The following is a 3501-nucleotide window of genomic DNA, read 5'->3' on the forward strand; positions in this document are numbered from 1 at the left end:
AGCGGGAGCAAGCTCCCTCGCCACGGTTACACCTTCGCTTCAGGTGAAACCTGATACTAATGGATTATCGCGAAAGGCCGAACACCTCGGCCAAATGCCGCTCGTACCGCGCCACATCTTCCTCGATGTTCGGGCGCTTCATCACGTCCACGCACAGGAACGTCGGCAGGCCGGTCATGCCGAGGAACTGGTTGGCCTTGTGGAAGGGAAAATACACGGCGTCCACGCCCTTGGCTTCGAAGAAATCCGTCGGGTCGTCGAAGGCTTGCTGCGGGGCGTTCCAGGTCAGCGACAACATGTATTGCTTGCCCTGCACCAGGCCTCCGCTGCCGTACTTTTGCGAAGCATCGGAACGCGTGCGGCCGTCGCTGGCATAGAGGCTGCCATGGCCTTCAGTGAAGACTTCGTCGATGTATTTTTTCACGGTCCACGGGGCACCCATCCACCAGCCGGGCATCTGATAAATGATCACATCAGCCCAAAGAAACTTGGCGACCTCTTCCTTGATGTCGTAGCCACCGTCGATGAAGGTGGTTTTCACATCCAGGCCACCACGGTCCAGGACGCTCAGTGCGGTGTCATGAAGCGTGGCGTTATAGCGACCGTCGGAATGGGCGAATTGTTTACCGCCATTGAGCAACAGGACTTTTTTCATCGGGAGCCTCATCGGTTCCAAGGCGTGGCCGCTGAGGCGTCGCCAAGGGAAGATTAAAAATGATGGCGGCAGGGTACCGATGAGCTTCGCGCGGAATAAGCACCGCAACGACAAAACAGTTTTGATTCAGACGCACGAATAGGCGCCAGATTGTTGCCGTAAAATCTCCGGATCTTCAATCCAGGAGCCTACCCTGATGAGTGAATTGCACGGTTTCATCCTGCACGCCAAGACCCGCCCGGAAAAAGCCGAAGCCTTCGAAGCATTGTTTCGCGCCTACGTCGAACCCAGTCGCGCCGAGCCCGGCTGCATCGAATACCACATGCTGCGGGACCAGCAGGACCCGACGTTGTTCATCTTCTACGAAATCTGGGCGTCCCAGGCTGATCTGGACGTGCACTCGAACCTGCCGCACATGAAGCAATTCTTCGAACAGCGCATGGATTACCTGGAGCGCGATTTCGAGATTCGTCGCGTCAACATGCTTAGCGCGTCCTCGGCTAACCGCTGACCAGCAGATGGCCGCCGAGCACACCGAGGCCAATGAAAAATACCCGTTTGAACAGCACGGCGCTGATCCGCTGGCGCAGCCATTGCCCGAGCCACATTCCCAGCAACGCCGGTATCAGCGCCAGCAGCGATGCACTCAACTCGCCGCCACCCAAGGCGCCTCGCCACAACAGCCCGGCCGCCAAGGCCAATGTTGAAACGGTGAATGACAGGCCCAGCGCCTGGACCAGCTCATCTCTGTTCAAGCCCAACGCCTGGAGATAAGGCACCGCTGGAATCACGAACACGCCAGTGGCCGAAGTGATCACACCGGTGAGCAAGCCGCAAAGCGGAGCAAGCCAGCCTTCTTGCCCTACACCGACCCGCAACGTCGGTAAAAACAAGCCGCTCAACGCGTAAACCATCAGCGCGGCGCCCAGTCCTTTTATTGCCCAGGCCCCGCCCACCATGCCGATCCACAGCGTACCGAATCCGGTGCCCATGAAAATCGCCAGCAGCAGCGGCCACAGCCGCCGTACGAGCGCGCGCAAATGCCCGCCAAACGTCAACTGCCAGACATTGGTCAGGGTCGCCGGAATGATCAACAGCGCTGCAGCCTGCGCCGGTGCCATAGCCAAGCCGAGCAAGCCCATGGCGATCGTCGGCAGGCCGAGGCCGATCACGCCCTTGATCGTGCCGGCCAGCAGGAAGGTGCCGATGACCAGCAGAGACAGGGCCGGGCCGAGGTTCTGATAGAAAGCGATGAGTGTGTTCATGGGATTATCGTGCGCCCGGGGCGGTGGTTTGGAAATGTGTCATACACTGAGGGTGCCTCTCTTCCAGCGAGAGGCTGAGACTCTGTTGACGCTCCTGCTCGCGAAGACGGCATACCAAACACCGCAAAACTTGAGACAGGCCCTCATGCACTTCGACCTCACCGACCTGCGCCTCTACCTGAACGTCCTCGACGCCGGCAACATCACCGCCGGTGCGGCTTGCAGCCATTTGTCCCTGGCCGCGGCCAGCGCGCGGATCCGAGCCATGGAAGCTTCCCTGGGCATCGACTTGCTCGAACGCGGGCGACGTGGCGTGACCCCGACGCCGGCCGGCAAGGCCCTGGCCGAACATGCGCGGATCCTGCTGCAACATGCCGAACGTCTCCAGCAGGATCTGGGCGAATACGCTCGAGGCGCGAAAGGCCGGGTACGACTGCTCTGCAACACCAGCGCCATGACCGAGTACCTGCCCGAATTGCTCGCAGGCTTTCTCAAGGCCCATCTCAACCTCGACATCGACCTGCAGGAATTGCCCAGCTCCCGGATCACCCATGCGCTGCGCCAGGGCACAGCGGACCTAGGTATCGTTTCCGACGCGGTGGACACCGATGGCCTTCAGGCCTGGCCTTCAGGCCTGGCCTTTTCGCGACGACCCGCTGGTATTGATCCTACCGACCGGACACCCCCTGGCTGACGACCGAGCCGTGCGTTTCAGCGAGACCCTCAACCACGACTATGTCGGCCTGAACGCCTCCAGCGCCTTGGCGATCCATCTGGAAGAACAGGCCCTGCACATCGGCTCACGCATGCAAATCCGCATTCGCGCCGACAGTTTCGATGGGGGGATTCGCATGGTGGGCCATGGCGCTGGCATCGCTATCGTGCCAAAGGCTGCCATCGATCGGCGACCGTCCGAGCCCGCGTATAGGTGCGTCCCGTTGCAAGAGGCATGGGCCCACCGGAGGTTGCTGCTCTGCGCCCGCAACTTCGAAGGTCTGCCCGCCTATGCCAAAGCCCTGGCTCGGCACCTGGCCGACTGATGCGCGCTTCTGGACAGCCCGGTGTCGAGCACAGGCATCTGCCCAGTCCTGCTCCGCGCTAGGGTGCAGGTTCTTTTTTGCGCCTTTTCGGAGCTCACATGACCGCCCCCATCACCGTCCTGCGTGACACCCATCCGCTGCCCGTACTCGACGCCTGCAAATGGGAAAAGCTTGAGGGCGATCCGCACACCGTCAACCTCAACGCCTACACCAGCGAAGACGGCAGCAAGATCATGGGCACCTGGATCTGCACGCCCGGCAAGTGGCGAGTGGACTATGTGAAGTGGGAATACTGCCATTTCCAGGAGGGCTACTGCGTGATCACCCCGGACGGCATGGCACCGATCCATCTGCGGGCCGGTGACATCTTTGTCGTTGAGCCAGGGATGAAAGGCACCTGGGAAGTGGTCGAGACCGTGCGCAAATATTTCGTTTTTGCCTGAGGCAAAAAAGCCGAGAGACCACCCGACATGGTCTCTCGGAAAACAACCGTGGAAGCTTCACCGCTTCAGCAATGCCCTGTGGCGAGGGAGCTTGCTCC

At 60.6% G+C, this 3501-nt stretch carries 4 protein-coding genes and 1 pseudogene; 3 read left to right on the plus strand and 2 right to left on the minus strand.

The features are described 5' to 3' along the window. Positions 1 to 64: 64 nt before the first annotated feature. Positions 65 to 655 carry an NAD(P)H-dependent oxidoreductase gene (locus OC610_RS23540; RefSeq protein ID WP_030139723.1) on the minus strand — a complete coding sequence of 197 codons (591 nt, stop codon included), beginning with the start codon at positions 653 to 655 and terminating at the stop codon, positions 65 to 67. Between the two features lie 196 nt (positions 656 to 851). On the opposite strand from OC610_RS23540, the gene OC610_RS23545 reads away from it, so the two are divergent. Beyond that, positions 852 to 1166 (plus strand): putative quinol monooxygenase, encoded by a 315-nt coding sequence (locus OC610_RS23545; RefSeq protein ID WP_264431247.1) that lies wholly within the window; start codon positions 852 to 854, stop codon positions 1164 to 1166. Here the strand turns inward: OC610_RS23545 and OC610_RS23550 are convergent. Further along, a complete protein-coding gene (locus OC610_RS23550; protein ID WP_264431248.1) occupies positions 1156 to 1920 on the minus strand; it encodes a sulfite exporter TauE/SafE family protein in 765 nt (254 codons plus the stop codon). The genes OC610_RS23545 and OC610_RS23550 overlap by 11 nt on opposite strands. A gap of 145 nt (positions 1921 to 2065) precedes the next feature. Here OC610_RS23550 and OC610_RS23555 point away from each other — a divergent pair. Further along, positions 2066 to 2960 (plus strand): annotated as a pseudogene (locus OC610_RS23555) (LysR family transcriptional regulator). 98 nt (positions 2961 to 3058) lie between these two features. Next, a complete protein-coding gene (locus OC610_RS23560; RefSeq protein ID WP_003177747.1) occupies positions 3059 to 3403 on the plus strand; it encodes a cupin domain-containing protein in 345 nt (114 codons plus the stop codon). Positions 3404 to 3501: the final 98 nt, after the last annotated feature.

The organism is Pseudomonas agronomica, from assembly GCF_025917275.1.
Classification (GTDB): Bacteria; Pseudomonadota; Gammaproteobacteria; order Pseudomonadales; family Pseudomonadaceae; genus Aquipseudomonas; species Aquipseudomonas agronomica.

Coding starts and splice junctions, on each gene's coding strand:
- OC610_RS23550 (WP_264431248.1), bottom strand. CDS start 1,920: ATGAACACACTCATCGCTTTCTATCAGAACCTCGGCCCGGCCCTGTCT.
- OC610_RS23560 (WP_003177747.1), top strand. CDS start 3,059: ATGACCGCCCCCATCACCGTCCTGCGTGACACCCATCCGCTGCCCGTA.
- OC610_RS23545 (WP_264431247.1), top strand. CDS start 852: ATGAGTGAATTGCACGGTTTCATCCTGCACGCCAAGACCCGCCCGGAA.
- OC610_RS23540 (WP_030139723.1), bottom strand. CDS start 655: ATGAAAAAAGTCCTGTTGCTCAATGGCGGTAAACAATTCGCCCATTCC.